This window comes from Lentisphaera marina (genome assembly GCF_028745505.1).
GTDB lineage: Bacteria > Verrucomicrobiota > Lentisphaeria > Lentisphaerales > Lentisphaeraceae > Lentisphaera > Lentisphaera marina.
Genome location: NZ_JAQZZL010000002.1, coordinates 176,070 through 199,203, shown reverse-complemented (window position 1 = coordinate 199,203; position 23,134 = coordinate 176,070). Strand labels below are relative to the sequence as shown.

Sequence of the window (23,134 nt, the reverse complement as noted above, 5' to 3'; positions counted from 1 at the left end):
TACTTACCATGGGTTGTACCTCAAACCAAAAAGAGTCAAAAGGTAAATGCTGACTAGGCTCAATCCTGCCAATGAGAAAGGCTTGTAATAATCTTCTTCTTTTGCCTCACGTTTAGCAAATTTAGCTTTTTCCATTTTATCAATAAAGCGAAAAGTTTCGTCTAAAGCTTTGGGATTATTGACACCAAATACTTGTCCCCCTGTAATCGAAGCCAATGCATTCATTTCTGGACTACCATTTCCAGAACCAATGTAAATGCAATAGACGACAATTTTGTTATTACGCAGTTCTTGTGCCATATCCACTGTAGCGCTAGGACTATTGCTCACACCATCGGACAATAATATAATCATGCGATCGCCCTCTTCTTGTTGCATGAGTTGTTGCTGACATCCCTTCAGAGCTTTAGCTATATTGGTTCCACCAAACCATTTACTCATCCTATCTGGAGCCAAAAATGGCGTTGCCAAAGCAATGGCAGAAGTATCCTTAGTGACGGGCACCCAATTAATGTATTCTGATCCAAAAACTGTCAAGCCAAAGGCATCTCCGCTGCGATACTCTGTAAAATTTTTCACTGCTGACATCGCAACTTCATAGCGGTTTTTCCCTCCAAAGTTTGCGCGCATCGAACCCGATGAGTCCAGGCAAATTTGAATATTGGAAATTATTTTTTCATCTTCTGGCTTCCCTTTGATCTTCGGACCCGCCAAGAGACAAATAACAACAAGCAGAATCAAACTTGGAAATAAGCCGGCAAAATCACAAAAAAACTTTATGTATTTTTGATTTTTAGTCTTTCCTCCATCCATCGGTAAAGTGATAGAATGCCCCTTGCTTAAAAAAACTTGGAACATCAAGATTAATGGTAAGATACCCAACAAAAACCATATGCTCGATGAAAAGTGTATCGTTTCCAAATTCATGCTCGGACCTCAGCAAAATGATGGATTTGATTTAGTAAGCTCTGCATGTTTATTTTTTCATTGGCATGCAAAGCTTTTTCCAAACTTAAAATTAGATTTGCGATTTCCGCATCTGCTTTTAAATGTTCAAATACTTCTGCACCAGATAAATCTTGAAGCTTTAATTGCTCACGACAAAACTGAATGCAGCTCAGTTCGACTTCTTGCCATAGTTCCTTATTTGATTGACCTTGATTTAATTTCTCTAAACGAGATAAGAGGTATTGAGCTAAAGTGAGCTCAATTTGTTGTTCATTTACAATTATTGGTTTTTTCTTTTTAATGAAAATAATCAAAATTAGCCCCAAGAACCAAATGCCTATTAAAAGCTTTGTCGTTAATTGATACCACGAGGACAATTCAATTTCATTTTGTTTATAACCTCTTAGCTCTCCATTAAAACCTTCTGCTAAAACTGTCTCAAACTCCATCAACACGGGGTCAAAATTTTTAATCGTTGTTTTTTGCGGTGGTCGCAAAAAATCCAGTAAGTTGTACGAACCAGGAGCATTGGCAATGACCTCAAAGTCATACTCAAAATTTCCTCCATGTTCTTCAATTGAAAGTAAGCGTAAATCGAGATCACCTTCATCCGCTAAAAACTTTAAGTTCCAGTCCTTGCTTGGCAAAATGATTTTTTTATTATGTGCTACACCAAGTTCTAGGGCACAAATTGTGTTCGCTAAAACAAAAAGACAGATGAATAGAAATTTCATAAACGACTCTTGCCTAAAACATCACGATGCTTTAAAAAATGGCGTAATTTCGACATCATGGCTTCATTTGTTTTCAGTAATAAATTATCAATCCCTGCTCTAGTCAGTTCATCTTGATAATTTGAGCCTGCAAACCAAGCTTTTTTCCCATGACTGATAAATGCATGGCCAGATTCCGCTTCTTGCGCACGAAAAATGCCGCCACCTATCTCACCCTCTTCTGCCGGATCTCGCATCAATAAAACCGCACAATCATGTTCTTGATTAGCGAGCTTTAATGCCGACATGGCATCTGCATCATGAAGATCTGAAATAACGAGCAACAAACTTTTACTCTTCAAAGATGGTAACAAGCGCCTTAAACTTGTCGATAAAGATGTGCTTTCTGCCAAATTATAGCGTCGCAAGCTATGTGCCCATTGCATCACAACGCTTTTCGATAAGCTCGGCTGAAAATGTAAATCGCGCTCCTTAGCCCCACAGCCCATAAGCCCTACTGGACTCATACGATTCTGCGCCACTAAAGCTAAACTCGAAGCAATTTGCACGGCCCAAGCATACTTACTCATTCTTAAGGAACTTACACACATTGATGCCGATGTATCCAAAATGATGTACATGGGCATTTGTTTAGGCGCTTCATATTCTTTAACAAATACTTTTCCCGTTCGTGCTGTGACGCGCCAATCAATTGATTTGACTGAATCACCTGGGCTGTATTGGCGAGATTGAACAAAATCTATCCCCCCCCCTAAAAAGGGTGAGCTATCCGCACCATAGGCCAAACTATCCGCTAAACGTTTAACTGCTAAAGCAAATTGTTTCTCATCGAGATGATCATTGGGTGTTGATGCGGAGTTCAATAAATTACCCTAGTTGATTTAAACTCTGCTGCAAGACTTCTCGTCCACTATGCCCTTCCGCCAAAGCTTCATAAGTTAGACGTATCCTATGCAGAACCACATCTTCTGCTAAAGCAAAAAGATCTTCAGGGATAACGTAATCACGTTCATGAATAAAAGCGCGAGCCCGCGCGGCTTGTACTAAAGCTAAACCTGCACGTGGACTTGCGCCCATTTCAATTAGGGGATTATCGCGCGTTTTTCTCACGAGTTGTAAGCAATGCTGAGTAAAAACTTCACTTACATGAACGCCTTGGATCATTTCCATAACCTTCACTAAATCTTCCAAGCCGCCAACTGACTTATCTTCAATGAGATCAAAAGCACTCTGAGGAACGGCTCCTCCTTTGTCATTTTTGCTTAGCCCCAAGCCGAGTTGCTGAGTCAAAATATTGAATTCATCTGCCTCTTTTGGGTAGCCTAGACGATGCATCATCATAAAGCGGTCTAATTGAGCCTCGGGAAGTTCAAAGGTTCCACTTTGCTCAACTGGATTTTGAGTCGCGATTACTAAAAATGGTGATGGCAATTTAAAGTTTTCTTTACCTATAGTCACTTTCCGCTCCTGCATACATTCAAGTAGTGCTCCCTGAACTTTTGGCGCGGCACGGTTGATTTCATCGGCGAGTAACAAATTGGTGAAAACTGGACCTTTGTTAACGTAAAAACTCCCTTTACTTTGATCTAAAATTTCGCTGCCTAATATATCTGAAGGCAACATATCAATCGTAAACTGCACTCGACTAAATTCTAAATCGACAGCTTTCGCCACTGTATTGACTAATAGCGTTTTTGCTAAACCTGGCAAACCTTCCAGGAGTAAGTGCCCTCCTGTAAACAAGGCAATCAATACACGTTCCACCACTTCATCTTGACCGATGACCACTTTGCCTACTTGACTTCTTACTCTCTGTATAAAATCTATTGCTTCTGACTTATCACTCAAAACACACTCCCTAACTAAATTTCACCCGTAAACTAATAAACTGAAAGTCTTTGTTTAATAGGCACTTTCGACGCTGGCTTTTCAAGTCTAATACAAGTTCAGAGCTGAGCTTTTGCGCTAGGAGGCTTTAGTTAAGGTACAAAAATGCAACTTTCGTGATAAAAGTGTCAATTATACAGAATTACTGGAAATTCAACTAATAAGGATTTTATATTTCTCAGCGCAAAATACATAAGGACTGATCATGAAAAAATTTACTCTCATTGAATTATTAGTTGTGATCGCCATCATTGGCATCCTAGCCAGTTTATTATTGCCCGTTTTAGGAAAGGCAAGAAAAACAGCTAAGTTGGGGGTATGTAAATCTCAGCTAAAACAGATCGGTGCAACTACCTATATGTATGCAGATGACAATAATGATTTCATCCCGCCTGCACCTGCTGGAGTCACTAATTTAAGCTGGGACGATCAGCTCGCGACTTATGACCAGAGAAACTTAAGTGATGCAGTAATTGCAGGAACTCAGGGTATTAGCACAACGGATATGTCCGACTCAAATATTTATCTTTGCCCATCTGATGAAATCTCATCTTCTGATGCGACAAAAGTCCGTAGATCCTATTCATTTAATAATGGCGCACATTTGGGGACTGATGACTGGGGGCTCAACCGTAATTTCAATAACCCTGACCCTTTTAAATTTAACGAAGTAAATTCACCTGCTGATTGCCTAATGACAAGTGAATGGAGTCATGCCGGAAGTTATCTAGGTAAAACTTGGTACAGCGTAATCGGCAAAACAAGCGATATCGACACTGACATGACATCTCCACATGAAGATACCAAATTTAACGTCCTCTATGTCGATGGGCACGTCGATACTCGATTAAAATACCACCTCCAAGCCAACACTTATCAAATTTTTATGAATAAGCAATAAGCTCAATGAGAATTTAAAGCCTCGGGCACCATAAAAAAGAGCTGTATTGAAAAATACAGTTCTTCTTTATTCTCTGTTTCTTAGTACTACTTTTTCAATAGTACATAACGAGATACACCATTAACTTTAATAAGTAGCAAAGCTCTTTCTGGGTTCAATGATAAAGCTTCGTTATATTGCTTCATATTTGTCACAGAACGACGATTAACTTGAGCAATAACCATACCCGATCTCAAACCAGCATCTTCAGCAATTGAGTCTGCTTTAACATTCGTGATCACTAAGCCCTCTGGCAGATCAGAACCAAATTTCTTTGCCTCTACACTAGAAGATTCTTCAACTATAAGGCCATATTTTTCGGTCTTCGCCAAAACTTTTTCTCGTGAGCCAACAGTAATCTTCATAGATTTTTCTTTGTCTTCACGAATGATTTTTAAAGCGATTTTATCACCTGGTTTTTCCATAGCAATATTATTTCTGAATTCAGCTAAATTTTTAATCGCTTTACCTTTGAGTTCAATAATCACATCACCTGATTTCAGTCCTGCTTCTTCAGCTGGCGAACTTGGGCTTACTTGAGAAATAAGAATCCCTGACTTCACGCCAAAACTTTCCGCTAATTCAGAGGTTAATTCCTGCATGTAAATACCTATGAAACCACGAGTCACAGCACCATCGGCAATGAGTTGTTCAGTAATATTCTTCACCATGTTTATAGGTATGGCAAAACCGATGCCCATATAGCCACCACTACGACTGAAGATTGCTGTATTAATTCCTACAGCTTTACCATCTAAATCAACTAGAGGTCCACCAGAATTACCTGGGTTAATGGCTGCATCAGTCTGTATGAAGTTTTCATAATCCGTTATACCTACGCTATTTCTACCTTTAGCGGAAACAATGCCTGCCGTAACCGTAGAAGACAGGCCAAATGGATTACCAATAGCCATTACCCACTCACCGATATCTAACTTACTAGAATCTCCTAATTCTAAGACGGGCAAATCTTTTGCAGCTACTTTAACAACGGCAACATCAGACTTGGGGTCCTTACCAATAATTTTGGCTTCCAATTCACGACCATCATTTAAAGTCACTTTAATATGATCGGCTTCCCCAATAACATGATTATTAGTTAAGACATAACCATCTTTGGAAATAATAAAACCGGAACCTTGGCCAACTTCTTCACGCTTTTTTTTCCGTGGCTGCTCATCTTGTTGATTTCTTTCAGGCTGCTGACCAAAGAAACGACGCAAGAATTCATCTTGCATATTATTTCGTCCACCACGACGGTCCACGTCTTTTTCAACACGTATTTGTACAACTGCGGGCGAAACTTTTTTCGCGACATGCGCAAAGGCTCGGCTAGTTTGTTTTAATTGAGTAATTTCATTTTTTACATCTGCATCAGCTAAAACTGGACTTGAAAGTAAGGCCATAGCTGTGAAACAAAGAAATTTTTTCATGCTATCTCCATGGATTGAGTAATAATTTGAGCTAGCTCAAAAGAGCATGAGCTAGCAATTGATAAATTAAGATGTTCCATTTTTTTGATTTTTCATAACTAAGCAACTTCAATCTTGATTTTTGAGGGTGATTTTTTTGCTATTTTAGGTAAATCTAGCTTTAAAACACCATGATCGAGTTTTGCGTTAATCTTTTCAACATCAATTGTTTCTCCTAATTCATATCGCGATTCATAGATCTTTTCACGGTAAGTTTCAGGATGACTTGGATCACCAATTGTTTGCTTAGCATGTACACTTAGAATATTGGCTTCAACATCGACGTCTAAATTAGATTCATTAACTCCAGGTAAATCAAAATAGAGATAGAAAGCTTTCTCGAAATCAATAATATCGACTAATGGTTGGATTTTCGTTTTCATTATGCGGCTCCTTTAGTTTGAATGGTAATTTTTTTACTACTTTGTGTAGCTTCGCGAGGAAGATTTACTGTGAGGATCCCATCTTTATACTGCGCGTTCACTTTTTCCTCATCTATTTTAAAAGGTAGAACAAAACTTCTTTCAAAAGCACCATGTGGCCTCTCGCTTCTTAGTAAATTCTGTTTGGCTTTAACCAGCTGTTCACGCTCACCTTTTAAGGTTAAAGTGTCATCTTTATAATTGAGTTCAACTTTATCGGGATTTACTCCTGGTAATTCAAAGTGAAGTATCAATTCATTCTCACTTTTATGAGTGTGAACTCGCGGCCCAGTCTCGATTTCATTTTGGTGGATAAAATGATTAAAGTTATTAAAAATTTTATCTAGTGAAGACCATGGGTCCATTAAGCTTTTTCTATTTTGCATTGTGTTGCTCCTTATTTTTGTTTAAGTTGAACACATCACAAAAAACTCAATGCACGAAGCCCCTAAGTGATCAACAAACACAAGCCAACAAACAACTTACAACTTTTTATATTTAAATAGAACAAATCTTATACTGTCACACTGACGCAAAGCTGACGCTCTTTTAGTGATATTTTGACACAAGAACGATTTTCTCCTATTCAAATTAGACTAGATTATATAAAACAAAATATTTAAGGTAGAATCATGAGTAGCGATGTATTTAAAATCATATCTAAAAGAAGAACAGTAAAACCTAGCAACTTCTCCGAACAAGCCATTCCACCTAGCGTTTTAACTGAAATATTAGAAAGCGCCAACTGGGCACCAAACCATGGGCGTACCGAGCCTTGGCGTCTCACCGTTTATTGCGGAGAAGGCAAAAATAGGTTTCATGCTTTACTGAAAGAAGTCTTTGACTTAAATCCTGATGTATACCCGCCGGAAAAACTTATTAAGTGGCAAAGTAATGCCCTGGCAGCACAAGTCATTATTGCGGTCGGCATGAAAAGAACTGAAGGTTGTAAGATCCCTGCGATTGAAGAACTTTGTGCTGTAGCTTCTGCTACTCAAAATATGTTAATCACAGCTGAAGCTCATGGTATTTGTTCATACTGGGGATCATCTATTAGCCACCTCTCTGAAACACCCAAAGCTTTAGGCCTGGACGGTGCCGAAGATAAAGTCATTGGCTTTATCCATTTAGGTTACCCTGCGGAAGAAGTTCATGATGGGCTTCGCAAATCTTCTGTTGAAGAAAAGGTAACTTGGATCAAAGAGTGAAAATATTCATTAGTGGTGTTAGTAGTGGCATTGGCCTTGCTCTAGCTAAAAAATATTTAGACCAAGGTGCTGACGTTTATGGATTGAGTCGCCGCCCTTGTCCCGATAGTAGAGTAAAATGGATTTGCTGTGATCTTAAAGATCTCGACTCTATCAAGGGGTCTCTAAATGAACTTCTAAGTCATAATGCAAATATTGACTTAGCCATTCTCAATGCTGGAGTTCTGGGGACTATCCAAGATTTATCTGCAGCAAAGCTAGAAGAGCTTAAAGCTATGATAGATATTAATCTTTGGGCAAATAAAGAATTGATTGATTATATTTGCGGTGAAAGAACTTGCTCTCAAGTCATCACCCTTTCATCTGGTGCCGCAGTAAATGGTAATCGCGGCTGGAGTGGCTACTCGCTATCAAAAGCCGCTCTCAATATGATGACGAGTCTCTATTCTAAAGAATTTCAAAATACCCACTTCTGCGCCTTCGCTCCAGGCTTGGTAGACACCGCTATGCAAGATCAACTCTGCTCAATCACAGAAACCGATAACTTCACATCCTTACAACGCATTCAAAATGCCAGAGGTACAGAAAACATGCCTACAGCCGATGAACTTGCTGATAAACTACCAAATATCTTTAAGAAATTACTCGAATATACATCAGGTTCTTTTATTGATATTCGTAAAATGAATTAATTACTTCGTTCTAAAGAGCTTCAAAGAACGTATAACTATCAAATCATCGGTCTCAAATTCAAACTCCAAAGATTTGAGTTTCTCAGACGGTAAAGACAAAGTGATGTAGTTAAGGCCTTTGTAGGGGCGAAGCACACCCTGGAAAGTCGTTTTTCTATTCTTAAGCCCATCTTCTAGATGACGTACTTTTAGGTAAACAGTTTTGTCATCCTCTAAACCAACCGATGACCAAAAAAGCAGGCGCACATAATCTGATTGACTTGCCTGCTCAAAACTAAGAGAAAATGCAGTATCGGCATCAAATGATTTATTAATATTTAACACCTCATTTTGAGATAAGTTCTTTCCATCCCATTTAGCTTTTGCAGAAATGTCTTTACCCATTAAAAATGAATTATACTGAGTCACCATAAATGAGTTTTGTTCGCCAACGCCATGCCATAAGGCTTTTGAGTCACGGCTCACAGTAAGCACTTTCCCAGAGTCCAGACCTTCGATATCGATCTCATTAATTGACATCAAATAAGGTAATTTAATTTTAAAGTCACCTTGGCCTGAAGCTTTAAAGCTTGCATTAGCTGACTTTGAGTTGAGCAACACCTTCACGGCTTCATTCAATTTTTTACTACTGAGCTTTATTTGATTAGCGTAGACACGATAATTAAACTTTTTATATAAGCCATTGGCTGCAAAATCTTCACTATTAAAGAAGTCATTCATGGAAGAATATTTTTTTATTAGCTTAGTGATATTTAATTGCTTATCAGAAAGGCTAATAATTTGTTGTGGATGTAGTTCAAATGGATAAAAGCTAAATTCATGACCATCTATTGTAACAGTAAAAACACTTCCTGATTCCCCAGTACGTATTTCGAGTTTTTTAGGCTCGGTCATACCAGCCAGTTGCAAGTCAATCTTTTGAACATCTTTACTTTTCAAATAAGCTAAAGCTTCATCGTAAAGTTGATTGAGCTCTGAAACCTGCTCCCTCAATACCTTCGCATTCACACCAAACAAATCTTTTTCTAAAGATTGCATATCTTTAATAGAATCAATTGGATTCTCTTTGATTAAAGATTTGACAAAATCTCTTCCTACACCAGAGCCTGATGATAAAGGCCTTCGTACAAAATTACTGGATGGTTCATTAGAAAGACCTAGATTATCTAATTGAATGTAATCTGACCCCTCAACGTTATTACCATCAATTAAAAGACGGTGGCTGATTTTCTCAAAATTATCAAGGTTCATAATAGCAACAGCTTTTTGATCTTCATTATAGGGCAAAATAGATTCAACGTTCGTCGCCCCATTTTTTAAAAGATATAGCTTTATGCTGTCTCCCTTATAATCTTTCTGAAAATGCAGGAATTTTTTATTTAAAAGAAAAGCAGGGCTGTAAACTCTAAACTTAGAATTATTATAACTATCATCCACTTTCGTATGGAATAAATCATAGCTTCTAAACTTGGCTGATTTAATGAAAGTAGGGTTTAGTTCCTCGCTTCTATAAATAGCTCTACGAGATACAGGAGAATGAACAAGCCAGCCTTCTTTATTCGTATCAAAATCAGAAATATTTGTGTAACCCCGCTTATTGAGTACGAGTTCATCAACAGGAATTTCTCTTACTTCAAAGTCATCCTCTATCTGAGCTTCAACTTTTGTTTTGGAATCGCTAATGACATTCTTTAATGCTTTTTCATTAACTTGAGCTTCATTAATTTCTTGAGCAGGATTATTGGCTTCTTCTGCCGCCCCTTGCTGCGCAAGTACGTCATCTTTCTCATCGGCCCCCATAAAATAAACCACGAGTAAAATAATCACCATCAACACCGTTGCTACACCTGATCCTATCAGAATTAGGTTTTGCTTCTTACTAGGATCAGTTTGAGGCTTAATATTTCGCTTTGAACCCTCCTCTAAATTTTTTGAAGATGCCGCGCGTTGCGCTGCACGTCGAGTATCAGCTTTACGGAAGTTCACATTCTTACGTTTAAAAGAATTTGAGTTTAGTTTAACTGATTTACGACGGACTTCTTTTGCCATTCCTTCTGTAGAAATACGCATATCACGTAGGGTATCTGTCTCTTCGAGCTGGCCCGAGTAAACCTGTAAAAAGTAATTCCTAGCTGGAATTGAAGCCTTTAAGACTTCTTGTTTATAAGCCTCTACATCAAATGGGACATAGCAAAAATCGACCGTTTGCTTTTCCGCATCATAAATTACATAACTCGATTTAAGACTTCCATCACGTGGATCTCCAGTTGAGCCCGCATTAACTAAATAACGAAAACCCTCTTGTACCTGAAACTTGATGGGGTCACATTTTTTAACTTCACCGCGCCTAATATCACATTGGAAATAGCCCGGCAAATGAGTATGGCCTACAAACATCAATGGTGATTTAGTCGAACTAAAAGACTCCAAACTATCTTCTGCCTGATATATATAACCAAAACGACCAGGAACCGCCAATTCGGCATGAGCACACTCAAAACCTGGGCCTTCCATTCTCAGAGACATGTTAGCAAATAAATCGACCGCTTGTTCACTCATTTGTTGACGGGTCCACTCAATGATATGCTTTGCATGATCATTGAAGAGGTCGGAATCCAAACGATTGCCGATAACAGCATCGTGATTACCTAAGATAAATCCGTCACAATTCTCATAAGTACTCTCGAGTACTCGTACAGGCGAGGGGCCATAACCCACCACATCGCCTAAACATAGAATGCTATCAACACCACGCTTGCGTATATCTTTTAAAGTAACATCCCACGACTGCCAGTTAGCGTGAATATCTGTTACAATAGCGTAGCGCATCCCCTAATCACCTAGTCCGCAGTTATGCTCAAACCACAAGGATAGGATCCTAGTACTTTTACGTACAAGCAGTGTTTATTGAGTTCATTGATAAGGCTTAGAACTCGCTCGTCGGTTCTATGCCCATTGAAATCCACAAAGAATAAATAATCCCCCTGACGAGTTTTGGCAGGGCGTGATTCAATCATGCTCATATTCACACCTTGTGCTCCAAAAGCTGCTAAACATTCCATCAATGCTCCTACTTTGTCTTTCAAAGCAAAAACAATAGAAGTTTTATCATCCCCAGTTGGCTTCGGGTTTTGGCGAGCAATCACTAAAAAACGTGTGACGTTGCGAGAGTTATCTTCAATAGAACCATCTAAAATATTAAGTCCATTTGCCTCTGCTGCGAGACAACTCGCTACTGCTGCTGCATGATCATCTAGAGCCGCGCGTTTTGCTGCTTCCGCAGTAGAACGAACTTCTACTTGGGGAACTAAAGGGAAATTATTATGAAGGTAAAGACGACATTGAGCTAGCGCTTGTGGATGCGAGTAAATGACTCGTACATTTTCTTTTGCACAGCGTGCCATCAAATTCTGATGGGCAGCTAAGTGAATTTCTGCACAAATGCTAACTTCTGCTTGGTTGAACATATCTAAGGTATAAGTTACTGCTCCTTCGGTGGAGTTTTCAATTGGCACCACACCGTAATCAGCTTTACCTCTGTCCACAGCTTCAAAAACATCTGCAATACTATTTTTTGCGAGGTACGCAACGCTTCTACCAAATTTTGAAAGTGCCGCTTGATGTGAAAAAGTATTTTCTGGTCCTAGAAAGGCAATTTTAACTGGTGATTCTAATGCGATGGCACCAGACATAATCTCACGATAAATCGCTCTCAAAGTCTCATTTTTCAAGGGGCCATCATTAATGGTCTCTAACTTTTCAAGAAGGGCTTTTTCTCTTTCTGGCACATAAATCTCACTCGAATTTGCGTGCTTCCACTCCCCTACTTGGCGCACATATGAATAACGTTCGTTAATCATCGCCACAATACTACGGTCTAAACGATCAATCTCAGATCGTAACTCACTCAAATCTTTCTTCATAAATTCTTTTTATATATACATTATAATGATCCTAATAAAGTTCAGAAACTTGAGCCTTCAAACCTAAAAGTGCAATTTCAGCTCCGCACCTGTAAAACTTAAGAGTTTTTGGCTTCACCTAGATGAACTTTACTTCAATTGTAGATATATTGTTGCTCACTTTGTCAAAAAGGAAATTGAATGACTTGTAAAATCCACCTCGTTAGCGGAAACGATGAAGCGCGAATTAAACTCAAAGCAAAAGAATTAGTTGAAACCCTAAGTGGTGGCACAACTGACCCTTTTGCTCTAGAAGTTATTACTCGTCAAGAAACTGAAACTGCAGACGAGACGCTAAAGCGCCTAATCTTATCCTATATGTCCCCTCCTTTTTTTGGTGAAAAGACCATGTGGCTAGATGACTTCCCAGCTTTTAAGCAAGAGAATGCCACTTCAAAATCTGCAATTGCCACTGAAATCCGCAATCTCGTTGAACTTCTAAGCAAAAACGCTGCTGAAAACATCAATCTAGTTATCAGTGGTAATGATTGCGATAAACGCAAAGCACTGTATAAATGCTGCTCAAAAATTGGCGAAGTTCACCTTTTCAATAAACCCGAAAAAAAGAACCGTAATTGGCAAGTAGAGATGAATAATATCGTCCAGACACAAGCCAAAGAAATGCAAATATCCATCCACCCTCAAGCACTAGACTATCTCGTCACATGCTTAGGAAACGATACGCAGAGAGTTAAACCAACCCTTGAAACATTATGGTGCTATAGCAACGGCCAAAACCCCATAAATTTATCGCAAGTTCAGAACGTTATCAGCGGCAATGAAGCCGCTGATGCTTGGATCTATTCAAACGCCTTATCTAAGCGAGATTTAGAATCGGCTCTCAGCTCACTCAACATCCTTCTTAGTCGTGAAAAAGATCCAGAAGCTTTAGTTTCTAGACTACTTATGCAAGGCTCCACGCTATTTCATAATTTCGTCCAATCCAAATTAATTATGCAAGTCTTGAAACTGAAGAATAGCAGTCAGCTCGAAAGTGCTTTGAAGTCCCTAGATGAAAGTACTATAAAGGATTACAAAACAAAATATCCCATCATTACTTATCACCCCTATCGCCTCAAACTCATTGTTGAAGATTCGAAACGTTATTCAAATAAGGAAACCTTGAATGCGATGGATTTACTCAACACTGCGATGCAAAAATTATTCCAAAACAGCAGCTCCAAGCGACTCATACTAGAGAGTTTAACTCACCGTATAATTTCCAAATCAATTAGCTAAGAACTACCTTGCATCTTTAATTAGTTCTAAAAGGAGCTTCCTAAGCTCTTCAATTCTTGATTTTATTCTTCTGTTCCTATAAACTATTAGAAGAATATGAAAACTTGGGAATGATCTATGGGATTTAAGAATAACCATCAACACAGCAACGACCCCGTACTCCGTCGTGGTAAAACTACCAAAATGCCGGACGCCCCTCCTTCTGTAAGTTTCAATCAATCCATGAATAAAGAGGTTAATCCGCAGGACTTGCCTCCACACCATGAAGTCGTTATGTCGGTTAACGGCGATACTCTTAGCGTACCCACTTTGACGATTATCGAAGCTTTACCCAAAGAATACCTTCATCAAAATTGGCACAATCAATTGGAAAGTGCGGAGCCAACCACCGCATTTAATAAGGACGATGTCCTCAATGTTCTCAAACAGGGGGCTTTTAAAATTACCGTTGGTCCACTTGCCTGCCTCTTGCCCAATACTCTCGTAACCTCAGAAGGCTATCATTCTACAGACGTAACCGAACTGCCTTTAGACGAACTCTTGGAAGTCATCCCAAAAAATTGGCTTATCAATCCATATCAATCTTGTGCACTCGAAGATACTATTGCCGATATGGATAACCCCTTTGACTTAGAACACCCCACTGCTCAAGAGGAAGAAACTCCTAAGATCAATGTACTACAACGTCAAGATGACAACAAACTATCTAAGCCTACTGTTCTTCCTAAACCCCCGACAAATAACGATCCCGACATGGCAATCACTCAGGAAATGGAATTACCAAAATCACCTGATTTCATCAGTTCATCTCAAGCTCAATGCCCAGAAACTGCTCAGTTTTCAGTAAGTGATTTTTGGGACAAAGAAAAAGGGGAAGCCGCCAAGCCACAAGCTATTAAGCAAAATCCTGCTTTCTCCACACAACCTGAGCAGAATAAATTAAGGCGCAAAACTAGTTCGATTTTTGACATTCAAGAAACGGAGCAAGATACTTTAGTTGTTGAAGTGGATGAATCTGAACCTAATCAAATTGAGGAAGTCACAGAGTGTCTGACCCCTAAAACCAATGATAAATCTTCAAGAAATCAGAAAACTGATTTTGATCTATCGACACCGAACCCTAATGATGCCGTAGAACTTATATTAGAAGACCCTAAGCAGACCGTCTGCATGTACACTCGTCCCCCAGGAGACATCGTCATTTATGCTCAATGCATCTCATTCACCGCAGAGTACATCTTAGGTAAAATCGATACAAACTCTCATGAATTTCAAGCAGAAGACTTTTTAGAAATCACTCAACAGGACCTACTCGATTTAATCAAGGAGGGTTCTTGCAAGATTCCACAAGCTAAAATCCACAGTTTTCTGAACCTTCCAAATGGAAGTCAAAAAGTAGGCGATTTAGAACTGCCTTTAAGCGATATCTTAACACTCATACCTACTGATTGGTATGTCCAAGATCAAGTTCAAGAACTTGACAATATTCTTCTTGAAATGGATAATGTTTTTACCGAGGAACAAATAGAAGAACTGGCTCAGTCAGCCAACATGGAACCCCAACTAGAAAGTATTGAAGACGAAGTTGAAGAAGAAAGCAATACTACTGTTGACGAAATAAGTGTTGTTGAAGAACCCCTACACGAGAAAATCAGCACATCTATACAAGATGATGAAACACGCGTATACTCCTCTGAGGAAGAAGGCGGTTTAATGGATGATCTTATTGGAGCAAATTCATCTATCATGAGTTTCCTCCAAGGAAGCGACACCGAAGATGAAGAACTTAACCCCCATGACACCGCCGTACTTGAGGAAGATAAAAGTGGCTTAAGTAATGATATCAAGACACACAAAACTATTCATATTGGCTTAAGTAAGGCTGATGAGATTAAAGAAGCTCCTCCCATACAGGAATCACTTGTTAAGGAAAACACATCTCTCGATTTCGTCAACCTTGAGGTAGAAGATGATGTAGTTGGAAAAAAAGCTGGAAAAGGTAGACAAAATCCACATTTCCGTAAACCTCCTAAGCCAAAAACTGTGGCATCCAATGAATACGACATGGAGCTACATAACCTCATCGAAAATCGTGAGCAATCACTCAACCCCCATGCTATCCCCAACGCTACGCCACCCGAACGCAAAGCCACAAAAAAGTCAAATCATCCACATGTCCAAGAATCATCATCTGTAGCGCCAAACGGGATCCGCATCAACCAATGCTCACTTGAAGAATTATTACTTATCTGTGATGAAAGCTTAGCCAAAAAAGTTTTAGACGCCCGTACTGAACCATACCCTAGCCTCGAGAGCCTAAAGCACCAAGCCGAACTCAGTGACGATGAATATCAGACTCTCACTGGCTTGAGCCCTAAAGAATACCACATTCAAAAAGAAACATATTTATTCTCGATTGCGGGTGAGACTAATGACGCCACCGTAAATACTTTTATTAAGCAATTGAAAGACAAGTGTGAGTTTGATTTCATTATGCTCTCGACTTTAGATGGCTTAAATATCACTGACTGCGGCACGACAAATAGTATCGACAAAGAAGAGTTGGCTGCTTACATACCTAAACTCATCTCCACGAAAAAAGAATTTCTCGAAAACACCAACATCCATCAAGCCGACGACTTCTCATTCTATTTGGGTGATAGTTGCCTATCAGTTAGTATTGCAGGTAATGTATTCTTCACCTGCATCCATAGCTCTCCATGGCCAAATACAAATCAACTTAAATTCCTACATGGTCTACGTGATTTAGTAGCTTGGTACTTCTCTTATCGCCTAATTCTATAGAGCTGCAGAATTTTTAATCTCCAGGTAACAATTCACTAATTTTGTGTGAAGCTGAGTTGGAGACACATCTAAAGTGATAATTTGATTACCCTGCATGGATTCGAGAGCTTTTTTTCTACCACGGAGAAATTGGTTCAGTGCTGTGTAAGTAAGTGCCTCTTTGAAATCTTTAATATCTGCTTGCTCTTGTTCAGCAAAAACTTCTTCTCGTAATGCGACAAAAACCACTAAGTGCGATTTCCGCAAGGCTTTCAAAGACTCCAACATTTCAGGATCTTGTTGATCTCTCATGTTGGTCAAAACAATAATCAAGGCTCGCTTCTTTAGGACTTTCTTCAATTCTTGCACCGCGGCAGCCGAATCACCCTCCATCGTACTGGGGTGTAAATCATAAAGACCCGTTAGGAAGCGGTTCACATTATTAACCGATTTTTTGACAGGTAAAAAGCGTCGCTGTTCTTTTGTCCCATAGGTCATCATACCAACGGCATCGCCTTGCCTTGAAGCCACATAAGTCAACAAAAGCATCGCGTTAAGGGTGTGGTCAAAATGAGATAATTGACCATCCATCGATCGCATGCGACGACCGCAATCTAACATGAAAAAGATTTGTTGATCCTGCTCAGCCTGGTACTGACGCGAGATCACTTTCTGCATACGTGCAGTGGCTTTCCAATCAATACTCCCTAAACGATCACCTTTGCGGAATTCGCGCAATTGTAAAAAGTCTGTACCTGAACCTCTTTGACGTTTTTTCATGATACCTAGCTGAGCGAGGCGTTGCTCTGCTGCTAAAACTCCATAGCGAATGACTTCTGCATAGTTTGGATAAATTCGTACAGAGTTGCTGGCATTGATTTTGAAGTAGCGATTCCAAAAACCTAAAAGAGAGTTAAAACGCAACTCACAATGTTTGAATTCATAATCCCCTCTTTGTTGAGGTGTGATTGCATAATCTAATTCAATTTCTTGCCCTGGATCTAGACTTACTTTAAATGGAAAACCCTTCACCTCATGTTCTGTGGGATAATGATCTATTAAATCAAAATCAAACCTTTGAGTGGAACGGTTTTTCAAAGCCAACTTCACTTTACTTGCAACCCCCAAAGGCATCGTATGTGCCACTTTGCGTTCAAACTCGATCAAGGGCTGACGCCACAGGCTCAATAAATCAAAAACAAAAATTAAGATTATAAAGGCACAGGCGCTGAGCATCAACCATTTTAAATCTGGATAAAACAGTTGGCCAACACTAAAAGCACAAGCGACAGATAGGACAAAAAGTAATCTATATGCCGGTCTGAAGCTCTTTATTTTCACAAACGTGGAGCCTCAACTTTATCTAACATATCTTCTAAAACCTGATCGTGACTAAAACCTTCTATTTCCATCTCAGGTGATAAAGTGATACGATGACGTAATACGGGTAGCGCCATTTCTTTAACATCGGCAGGAACAACAAAGTTTCTCCCAGAAATCAAAGCCATCGCACGTGCAATACGAATCAAAGCTAAAGCACCCCTCGTCCCTGCACCAACTGAAATCCCCGACCAATTACGTGTTTGACGTACAATTGCTACGGCGTATTCAACCACTTGCTCATCAACAGTGACTTCAGAAGTTTTTTTACGAAGCTCTTCCGCCTCATCATTGCTGATAACATTTTCAACTAAGCTCACATCAAGCTTTTCTCGGCTTTGTCCTTTTGTCACCAATTTAACTAATTCTAATTCATCACTCTCCTCAGGGTAATCTACACTCACCTTAATTAGAAAACGGTCCAACTGAGCTTCGGGCAGAGGGTAGGTTCCTTCTTGTTCCAGAGGGTTCTGAGTTGCCAAAACCATAAATGGTGGTTTAACACTATGAGATTCACCCTCAATCGTAACCTGACTCTCCTGCATAACCTCTAGTAAAGCGGATTGAGTCTTAGCAGGCGCACGGTTGATTTCGTCAGCTAACAATAAATTACAAAAAACAGGTCCCTTGCGAATGACAAACTCTTGGTTTTTCATGTTAAACATCGCATGACCCATGACGTCTGCTGGCATTAAATCTGGTGTAAATTGAACTCTCGCAAAATCACCTGAAAAAGTTTGAGAAATGGCTTTCACCAAAAGCGTTTTACCTAAACCTGGGACACCCTCAATCAAAACGTGGCCTGCCGCTAGAAATGCGGCTAAAACTTGGTCAACAATCTTATCTTGACCAATAACTACTTTACGAACCTGATCACGAATGCGAAGAATTTGACTCATCTCCATTGCTAAAGAAGCCTCCTCTTCAACACTGCTTTCTTCCTGGATTTCGCTATCATTCTCTGTATTGAGGTCTATCACCGCATCTGGTACTTGTTCGTCCTTATTTATATCTTCGTCCATTACAAAGAGTCCTTTATTTTTTTAAGAATCATTACTATTTTATAAAACTGCTCCGGCGTCTTGTAAGTCTCTGTCATTGACAAGAAAACATCTTGACTTTCTAAAGCACATAAATTGCCAAGATATTGTGTCTGCTCGGAGGATGAAAAACGATTGGTTTGAGGATGTCGCATTTTTAAAAGTTCTTGAATATTCAAGCGTAACTCTTCGACTAAAAGGTGACCCTGCTTGGCTCGCCATTGATACTCCCCACTCACCTTGATGTGCTCCATAATTTTTCGTGAATTAACACTTTTATCCAGTGCCAAGGGACCAAAACGTTTGGATACCATAAGCAACCATGCAACAATCACAGATATAAGTAAGATCAAGGTAATTCTAGCGCGAGTCTTTATCCAAGACCACACTCCCATATATTCTGGTCGAGTAGCGAGTACCATATTTTTTTCGCGATCAAAAAGACTAAAAAAGAACACCGCGTTATCCTGATCTCGCAAGTTACGATTATCAAAAGCTCGTAGAGAGTTGAAGAAATAAATTTTGCCTTTGCCCATTGATTTCACTGCATACAGCAGCTTCCCATCATCACTTCTATATTCCTCTGAGTAGCCACTAAGCTCACAAGAAAAGGCATTCAACATTTGTACTGTGTGATCACCCAGTTTATGATTGAACTGTTTACCATTTTCCCCCTCGATACTCTTGAGCCCAAATAGGCGCTCATGCATAGGAGAGAAGTCCACTTCAAAATCATTTCTACTACGAGTACTCCCAGTTATTAGGACTCCCCCTTGATTTAACCACTCCTCTAAATCACTGAACAGGCTAATATCTGTAGGAATGTACTCAAGGGGAACAAACACGATTTCGTCCCTTGAAAACTGCCCCCAGCTTGAAAGGTTAACCTCAGAATCTGTGTGATTCATCAGACGTTCGGATAAGCGTTGCAAAGCGAGGTAAGGTTTGATTTTAGCTTCCCCTTGGAAACCTACATATTCCCTACTCTCGACTTCCTCGGTATTGGAAATAAACCAATAAATCAGGTAAATAATCACCGCAAACAAAAGACCGAGGGCAACTTTTAAGAACTTGCTCATGATTGCACCTCAATCTCGCTTTCAAACAAAGTAACCCAACGATTACACAAGTCTTCACATAAAGAGTTCTCGGGTAAATCATGTGCGTAAGCCACTCTTAACCATGTATTGGTTACGTCTTTGAAGTAAGATTTTTTCTCACTTTGGCCAAAAGATTCAACGCGACGCAAACAATCCAATTCAGTATCAGAAGAACGCAACTTCAGGCCCGCCTCAAGAAGTTGAAAGACACTGCCTCGATACAACAAACTAATGGCTCCTCGTATATCACCTTCTTGCAACATAGCTCTGACATCACTCGCAATATCATCGGGCAAGGTCTCTTCGCTTACATCCAAGCCCATAAATTTCACCACCTCGCTTTTAGTTCGAGGACTCACTCTAGCGAGCTTTCGTTCTTCCATGACAATAACGACAATTTTCCATATAAGCCAAATCAGTGCACCTGCCATCATACAAATAAAGAGGACTTTGAAAAAGCCCGCCATTGATATCCAATCAAAATTACTTTCTTCACGATCTTCTTGTTCGCTATCGCGAAATAACCAATCAAACATACTGGAATCTATATCTTTAAATTGACGTTTTTTAACATCCTTATATTCGTTAAACTCTTCCTCTGCCATGATGGTTTCAAGTTCGCGATCGACTTCACTCGATTGAGCATGAACAGGTGCAGGACAAAGAAAAAAGAAAGCGAGTAGTAAGAAAGAAATGATCTTATTTCCCAAAAGGTTTTTCTCTTGTAGACGTTCCGCGAGGCTACGAAACTGTAATTCAATATCCCAACCCTCTAAAACCATTCGGCGGCATATATAAAGTGTGAAACCTCCAGCAACATAAAAGGGACGAATCAAAATCATCGCGAAAGCTGTCACGACATAAACAAAAAAGGACAACCAGGTAGGCAACTGCTCTAACCAATACACGAAGCTATCTAAATCGAGGATTTTACTGGGAATATCACCTTTCACTTCTACGGGGATAAAAAGGTAGCAAACGGTTAATAAACCCGCAGCAACCAACTGCTCGATATGTAAATACATCACCCCATTCCATGCGCAGTTGCTACTCGTACTAGATCCTGACAGAACTTGAACACGCTTCTTACGCTGCTTCCCCTTCAAGCCTTCTAGTTGCCAAATGGGCATTAAAAAGGAACGCGAAAAAGTGAAGCGCCACATAAAGTGCAAACTGAAAAAACCTTTTTTCAGCTCCTTGGGGAATTCTTTTAAACTCTGCTTAGTGCTTGGTGTTTCACCAAAGATAATGCGACTCAAATCAAAAATAATCACGCGTTCAAAGATCGGCAGAAAAAACCAAAAGGCGAAAAAGCCCCAGAAGGGGTGGTTTTTGAATAGTAAAAACATCAATAAAGTATAAGGCACGGTAAGCGCTAACCAGGGCTTATAGATCGATAGCAAATTTTTCTTGAGCAAAGAACGACCTAAGTCGAAGGCTTCCCAATTATTTCTTGGTCGTAAAGCAATCTGTAAATTATTCAGATCCACGGCGGCGCCCCATAAACAAGAAGTACAATATCATTCCTAACCACATACAAGCGGCCACCCAGTATTTAACATTGACTGGAATCAAGGGTGAAGATGACCAGAAAGCCTCGATAAAAGCTGCCAAAAAAGTCATAAATGCCGTTCCCCACAAGAGAGTCATTGCATCTGCCGCACAATCTTTTAGCGATTGTAAACGACTCTTCAGTCCTGGCATTATAAAAGAGAAACCCAACTTCATCCCACAAGCTCCAGAAAAAACCGCTGCAGTCAATTCGGGCGCACTATGTCCACAAACAAAAGGCCAAAAAGTTTCACCGTAGCCGACATGAGTAATGTGTCCGGCCACGCCGCCAATAGCCACGCCATTGTAAATCATAAAGAAAATAGAACCCACACCTGCAAACAAACCTCCAGCAAAACAACGGAAATCTATTCCAACGTTGTTGAGGATATAGTACCCCCACATCATAAAATCTTGACTTGCAGGGCGAACTTCTTCAAAATGACCATTAGCAGGATCATAGCTTTCTTCCATTTGTGATAACATCTCGCTTGGCAAAAGCATATGTGCCAAGTCGGGATAATACTGAATTAGTAGCGCGATGCTCACGAGGGGCAAATAAAATAAGACATGCGAGAACAAAATGAGTTTCCATTCTTTACGCACCATACGAGGAAAATCTCTTTGGAAATAACGTATGATTTTCATCTCTGCGCCACCACGTCGACCATATAAGCGCTGATGTCCCGAGGCTACTAATTCTTCTAAATACTGAATTAGGATAGGGCTGTAATTTCTTCCTCGTGCGACGGCAAGTTGCCTACATAAACTGCGATACATCGCGGGAAAATTGTCATTTAATTCATCATCTCGTTTTATTTTCTTCTTAAATAGATCTTCTAGAAGCTTCCAAAAATCGCGATTCTTGTCTTCAAAAACTCTTTGTTTCATGAATCTTTCACTCCCTCGCCACCTGCTAGCCCCAGTGAATAAGCATAGAGTTTTTTTACAGCTACAGCACCTTTTTCTCCATGCATTTCCTCTAAAATCTCCGCGAGTTCAACCTGACGTTGTTTACTCAATAAGTGATAACGCTCACCAAATGCAATAAAACTTTTCTGTTCTTCCGGATTCAAAGGCACCGGAGGTAATAAAGGTTCTACTTCTGGCAGGAATACTTTTGATCTCTGACTGTCTGCATAAACTACAATCGTATCTGCCGCTAAATCGCCTAAGCGGCGATTACGACTATCTGCGAACATCGCAATAAATTCGAGCCCCCAAACACTCGCAAACACATCTGCTACCCGAAGAAAATTACGAATCATTGATGCGCGCCAACCGACCGGCGTTCCATTGCCGTGTAAGACGCGAATTTTCATAATACTCTTGCCCGGAGTCATCCCTCCACGCATAACTTCAAATAAGACAGGGTAAAACCACCAAAGAATAAAGATTGCAACTAAAAAAAGTCCCTGTGAAGCATCACCAAACACACCTAAAATGATCGCGAGAATTATAAAAATAATTACTCTAAAAATCAGATCTAGTAAAAACGCCGTCATTCGTATTGGCAGGCTCGCCAAACGCATACTCAAGTTGACGCCTTCGGGTGTTTCCACCCAAAAAATCGTGTCTATTTTATCTCCCATAAAACCCATCTTCTTTTGACTTCATTTAAGCTAAAGAGTTTTTAAAGTAATGCAAAGCAGGAATAATGAATTTGGATATTAATCCCTCGTCAAAATGAAAAATGCTTTAAGTACTCAACACAATTAATAGAAAGCGCATAAGTTAAGCCACTTAAAGACTCTGACTTCTCCACTCATAAGACT

General features: G+C 39.7%; 20 protein-coding genes. 5 read left to right on the top strand and 15 right to left on the bottom strand.

The window, feature by feature from the left end:
• Positions 1 to 3: 3 nt before the first annotated feature.
• The 4 genes from PQO01_RS11830 to PQO01_RS11815 are packed head-to-tail and all read right to left on the bottom strand — an operon-like array spanning position 4 to position 3,530.
• Positions 4 to 927 (bottom strand): vWA domain-containing protein, encoded by a 924-nt coding sequence (locus PQO01_RS11830; protein ID WP_274314238.1) that lies wholly within the window; start codon positions 925 to 927, stop codon positions 4 to 6.
• Positions 924 to 1,682, bottom strand: coding sequence for a hypothetical protein (locus PQO01_RS11825; protein ID WP_274314237.1), 759 nt, complete (start codon positions 1,680 to 1,682; stop codon positions 924 to 926). Before PQO01_RS11825 ends, PQO01_RS11830 begins: the two co-directional genes overlap by 4 nt.
• Positions 1,679 to 2,545 carry a DUF58 domain-containing protein gene (locus PQO01_RS11820; RefSeq protein ID WP_274314236.1) on the bottom strand — a complete coding sequence of 289 codons (867 nt, stop codon included), beginning with the start codon at positions 2,543 to 2,545 and terminating at the stop codon, positions 1,679 to 1,681. Before PQO01_RS11820 ends, PQO01_RS11825 begins: the two co-directional genes overlap by 4 nt.
• A 4-nt stretch (positions 2,546 to 2,549) precedes the next feature.
• On the bottom strand, positions 2,550 to 3,530 hold the full coding sequence (locus PQO01_RS11815; RefSeq protein WP_274314235.1) for an AAA family ATPase: 981 nt from the start codon (positions 3,528 to 3,530) through the stop codon (positions 2,550 to 2,552).
• A 244-nt stretch (positions 3,531 to 3,774) separates the two neighbouring features.
• On the opposite strand from PQO01_RS11815, the gene PQO01_RS11810 reads away from it, so the two are divergent.
• Positions 3,775 to 4,470 carry a type II secretion system protein gene (locus PQO01_RS11810; RefSeq protein ID WP_274314234.1) on the top strand — a complete coding sequence of 232 codons (696 nt, stop codon included), beginning with the start codon at positions 3,775 to 3,777 and terminating at the stop codon, positions 4,468 to 4,470.
• 86 nt (positions 4,471 to 4,556) lie between these two features.
• On the opposite strand, the gene PQO01_RS11805 is transcribed toward PQO01_RS11810, so the two are convergent.
• The 3 genes from PQO01_RS11805 to PQO01_RS11795 all read right to left on the bottom strand — a co-directional run bounded on the left by PQO01_RS11805 (position 4,557) and on the right by PQO01_RS11795 (position 6,789).
• Positions 4,557 to 5,942 (bottom strand): DegQ family serine endoprotease, encoded by a 1,386-nt coding sequence (locus PQO01_RS11805; protein WP_274314233.1) that lies wholly within the window; start codon positions 5,940 to 5,942, stop codon positions 4,557 to 4,559.
• A gap of 98 nt (positions 5,943 to 6,040) precedes the next feature.
• Entirely contained in the window at positions 6,041 to 6,364 is a 324-nt protein-coding gene (locus tag PQO01_RS11800) for an Hsp20/alpha crystallin family protein (protein ID WP_274314232.1), read from the bottom strand.
• Positions 6,364 to 6,789 carry an Hsp20/alpha crystallin family protein gene (locus PQO01_RS11795; RefSeq protein ID WP_274314231.1) on the bottom strand — a complete coding sequence of 142 codons (426 nt, stop codon included), beginning with the start codon at positions 6,787 to 6,789 and terminating at the stop codon, positions 6,364 to 6,366. Before PQO01_RS11795 ends, PQO01_RS11800 begins: the two co-directional genes overlap by 1 nt.
• 246 nt (positions 6,790 to 7,035) lie before the next feature.
• Here PQO01_RS11795 and PQO01_RS11790 point away from each other — a divergent pair, with 246 nt between their 5' ends.
• Both PQO01_RS11790 and PQO01_RS11785 read left to right on the top strand, forming a co-directional pair.
• Positions 7,036 to 7,611, top strand: coding sequence for a nitroreductase family protein (locus PQO01_RS11790; protein ID WP_274314230.1), 576 nt, complete (start codon positions 7,036 to 7,038; stop codon positions 7,609 to 7,611).
• Complete coding sequence (locus tag PQO01_RS11785; RefSeq protein ID WP_274314229.1) at positions 7,608 to 8,303, top strand: SDR family NAD(P)-dependent oxidoreductase; 696 nt, start codon at positions 7,608 to 7,610, stop codon at positions 8,301 to 8,303. The genes PQO01_RS11790 and PQO01_RS11785 overlap by 4 nt, the downstream gene beginning before the upstream one ends.
• Here PQO01_RS11785 and PQO01_RS11780 read toward each other — a convergent pair whose 3' ends face one another.
• Together PQO01_RS11780 and pheA are read right to left on the bottom strand one after the other, a co-directional pair.
• Positions 8,304 to 11,132 (bottom strand): metallophosphoesterase family protein, encoded by a 2,829-nt coding sequence (locus PQO01_RS11780; RefSeq protein WP_274314228.1) that lies wholly within the window; start codon positions 11,130 to 11,132, stop codon positions 8,304 to 8,306.
• Positions 11,133 to 11,143: 11 nt separating this feature from the next.
• Complete coding sequence (pheA, locus tag PQO01_RS11775; protein ID WP_274314227.1) at positions 11,144 to 12,226, bottom strand: prephenate dehydratase; 1,083 nt, start codon at positions 12,224 to 12,226, stop codon at positions 11,144 to 11,146.
• A gap of 180 nt (positions 12,227 to 12,406) precedes the next feature.
• On the opposite strand from pheA, the gene holA reads away from it, so the two are divergent.
• Together holA and PQO01_RS11765 are read left to right on the top strand one after the other, a co-directional pair.
• Positions 12,407 to 13,504 (top strand): DNA polymerase III subunit delta, encoded by a 1,098-nt coding sequence (gene holA, locus PQO01_RS11770; RefSeq protein ID WP_274314226.1) that lies wholly within the window; start codon positions 12,407 to 12,409, stop codon positions 13,502 to 13,504.
• Positions 13,505 to 13,621: 117 nt separating this feature from the next.
• A complete protein-coding gene (locus PQO01_RS11765; protein ID WP_274314225.1) occupies positions 13,622 to 16,309 on the top strand; it encodes a hypothetical protein in 2,688 nt (895 codons plus the stop codon).
• Here PQO01_RS11765 and PQO01_RS11760 read toward each other — a convergent pair.
• Genes PQO01_RS11760 through PQO01_RS11735 form a run of 6 tightly spaced genes read right to left on the bottom strand, consistent with a single transcriptional unit; the run spans position 16,304 to position 22,921 of the window.
• Positions 16,304 to 17,629, bottom strand: a complete 1,326-nt coding sequence (locus PQO01_RS11760) for a DUF58 domain-containing protein (protein WP_274314224.1) — start codon at positions 17,627 to 17,629, stop codon at positions 16,304 to 16,306. The two genes, PQO01_RS11765 and PQO01_RS11760, sit on opposite strands and share 6 nt — an antisense overlap.
• Entirely contained in the window at positions 17,626 to 18,690 is a 1,065-nt protein-coding gene (locus tag PQO01_RS11755; RefSeq protein WP_274314223.1) for an AAA family ATPase, read from the bottom strand. Before PQO01_RS11755 ends, PQO01_RS11760 begins: the two co-directional genes overlap by 4 nt.
• On the bottom strand, positions 18,690 to 19,787 hold the full coding sequence (locus tag PQO01_RS11750; RefSeq protein ID WP_274314222.1) for a hypothetical protein: 1,098 nt from the start codon (positions 19,785 to 19,787) through the stop codon (positions 18,690 to 18,692). The genes PQO01_RS11755 and PQO01_RS11750 overlap by 1 nt, the downstream gene beginning before the upstream one ends.
• The gene (locus PQO01_RS11745; protein WP_274314221.1) at positions 19,784 to 21,298 is read right to left on the bottom strand and encodes a hypothetical protein; all 1,515 of its coding nucleotides are present in this window, start codon (positions 21,296 to 21,298) and stop codon (positions 19,784 to 19,786) included. The genes PQO01_RS11750 and PQO01_RS11745 overlap by 4 nt, the downstream gene beginning before the upstream one ends.
• The gene (locus tag PQO01_RS11740; protein WP_274314220.1) at positions 21,285 to 22,250 is read right to left on the bottom strand and encodes a stage II sporulation protein M; all 966 of its coding nucleotides are present in this window, start codon (positions 22,248 to 22,250) and stop codon (positions 21,285 to 21,287) included. The genes PQO01_RS11745 and PQO01_RS11740 overlap by 14 nt, the downstream gene beginning before the upstream one ends.
• Positions 22,247 to 22,921, bottom strand: coding sequence for an RDD family protein (locus PQO01_RS11735; RefSeq protein ID WP_274314219.1), 675 nt, complete (start codon positions 22,919 to 22,921; stop codon positions 22,247 to 22,249). Before PQO01_RS11735 ends, PQO01_RS11740 begins: the two co-directional genes overlap by 4 nt.
• Positions 22,922 to 23,134: the final 213 nt, after the last annotated feature.

Excerpts from the sequence above, each read along its gene's own strand:
- PQO01_RS11800 (WP_274314232.1), bottom strand. The coding sequence starts at position 6,364 with ATGAAAACGAAAATCCAACCATTAGTCGATATTATTGATTTCGAGAAA.
- PQO01_RS11795 (WP_274314231.1), bottom strand. The coding sequence starts at position 6,789 with ATGCAAAATAGAAAAAGCTTAATGGACCCATGGTCTTCACTAGATAAA.
- PQO01_RS11780 (WP_274314228.1), bottom strand. The coding sequence starts at position 11,132 with ATGCGCTACGCTATTGTAACAGATATTCACGCTAACTGGCAGTCGTGG.
- PQO01_RS11825 (WP_274314237.1), bottom strand. The coding sequence starts at position 1,682 with ATGAAATTTCTATTCATCTGTCTTTTTGTTTTAGCGAACACAATTTGT.
- PQO01_RS11790 (WP_274314230.1), top strand. The coding sequence starts at position 7,036 with ATGAGTAGCGATGTATTTAAAATCATATCTAAAAGAAGAACAGTAAAA.
- PQO01_RS11805 (WP_274314233.1), bottom strand. The coding sequence starts at position 5,942 with ATGAAAAAATTTCTTTGTTTCACAGCTATGGCCTTACTTTCAAGTCCA.
- PQO01_RS11830 (WP_274314238.1), bottom strand. The coding sequence starts at position 927 with ATGAATTTGGAAACGATACACTTTTCATCGAGCATATGGTTTTTGTTG.
- PQO01_RS11755 (WP_274314223.1), bottom strand. The coding sequence starts at position 18,690 with ATGGACGAAGATATAAATAAGGACGAACAAGTACCAGATGCGGTGATA.
- pheA (WP_274314227.1), bottom strand. The coding sequence starts at position 12,226 with ATGAAGAAAGATTTGAGTGAGTTACGATCTGAGATTGATCGTTTAGAC.
- PQO01_RS11740 (WP_274314220.1), bottom strand. The coding sequence starts at position 22,250 with ATGAAACAAAGAGTTTTTGAAGACAAGAATCGCGATTTTTGGAAGCTT.
- holA (WP_274314226.1), top strand. The coding sequence starts at position 12,407 with ATGACTTGTAAAATCCACCTCGTTAGCGGAAACGATGAAGCGCGAATT.
- PQO01_RS11750 (WP_274314222.1), bottom strand. The coding sequence starts at position 19,787 with ATGAGCAAGTTCTTAAAAGTTGCCCTCGGTCTTTTGTTTGCGGTGATT.
- PQO01_RS11810 (WP_274314234.1), top strand. The coding sequence starts at position 3,775 with ATGAAAAAATTTACTCTCATTGAATTATTAGTTGTGATCGCCATCATT.
- PQO01_RS11765 (WP_274314225.1), top strand. The coding sequence starts at position 13,622 with ATGGGATTTAAGAATAACCATCAACACAGCAACGACCCCGTACTCCGT.